At 61.4% G+C, this 1154-nt stretch carries 2 protein-coding genes; both read left to right on the top strand.

Annotated features, from left to right (window positions below; translation table 11 throughout):
* Positions 1-321: 321 nt before the first annotated feature.
* Positions 322-633 carry a 30S ribosomal protein S10 gene (gene rpsJ / locus CJP72_RS25005; RefSeq protein ID WP_005408208.1) on the top strand — a complete coding sequence of 104 codons (312 nt, stop codon included), beginning with the start codon at positions 322-324 and terminating at the stop codon, positions 631-633.
* 11 nt (positions 634-644) lie between these two features.
* The coding region (rplC, locus tag CJP72_RS25000) for a 50S ribosomal protein L3 (protein ID WP_162383906.1) at positions 645-1154 on the top strand (510 nt) is incomplete at its 3' end.

Here is a 1154-nt window from a genome sequence, read left to right as displayed (position 1 = left end):
CTGCGCCCCGATGTTGCCTGGGTAGGGCATCGGGGCGTATCAAATGGGAAAGCAGGCACAGGATGTGCCTTGTGTTCCCCGGACCAGGAAGGGTCAATGCCATTCAGGCGGCGTCAACAGGCGACTGTTGACAGCTGCCTTGCGTGCCATTATGCTTCTACGTCTGGGCAGGCCTGGGGACGGGTCTGCCTACGTTTTTGAGGTCTATGGAGTGACCTTGTCGGCCTGCAGGAGTGTGGGCCGTCCGTATTCAGGAATTTCATGGGGCAAAGCAACCCAGAGGCTTTGTCTGTCGCTCTTTTAACGAAGGAACCTACCGCCATGGCGGACCAAAAGATCCGGATCCGGCTGAAAGCGTTCGATCATCGTCTGATCGACCGTTCGGCCAGCGAGATCGTTGAAACGGCAAAGCGGACCGGCGCGCAAGTGCGTGGCCCGATCCCGCTGCCGACCAAGATCGAGCGTTACACCGTTCTCGTTTCCCCGCACGTCGACAAGGACGCGCGTGACCAGTACGAGACCCGCACGCACAAGCGCGTGCTCGATATCGTTGACCCGAATGACAAGACCGTGGACGCGCTGATGAAGCTCGAACTGGCTGCCGGCGTCGACGTTCAGATCAAGCTGACCTGAGGACTACGACCATGACGAAGAAGTATTCGTTGGGCTTCGTGGGCCGCAAGGCTGGCATGAGCCGCGTGTTCACTGAAGATGGCCGCTCCATCCCGGTGACCCTGATCGAAGCAACCCCGAACCGCATCGCGCAGATCAAGACCGTCGAAACCGACGGCTACAGCGCCGTGCAGGTGACCGTCGGCGCGCGTCGCGCTGCCCTGGTCAACAAGCCGGAAGCCGGCCACTTCGCCAAGGCGAAGGTGGAAGCGGGTCGTGGCCTGTGGGAATTCCGTGTTGAAGACGCGCAGCTCGGCGATTTCGCCGTTGGCGGCGAAGTCAAGGCGGACATCTTCGAAGTCGGCCAGATCGTCGACGTCCAGGGTGTCACCAAGGGTAAGGGCTTCCAGGGCACCATCAAGCGCCACAACTTCCGTATGGGCGATGCAACCCACGGTAACTCGCTGTCGCATCGCGCGCCGGGTTCGCTGGGCCAGCGCCAGACCCCGGGTCGCGTTTTCCCGGGCAAGAAGATGTCGGAC

Source organism: Citrobacter sp. NCU1, assembly GCF_010231475.1.
GTDB lineage: Bacteria > Pseudomonadota > Gammaproteobacteria > Enterobacterales > Enterobacteriaceae > Citrobacter_D.
This window is presented reverse-complemented; position numbering and strand designations above follow the sequence as displayed.

Coding starts and splice junctions, on each gene's coding strand:
- rpsJ (WP_005408208.1), top strand. CDS start 322: ATGGCGGACCAAAAGATCCGGATCCGGCTGAAAGCGTTCGATCATCGT.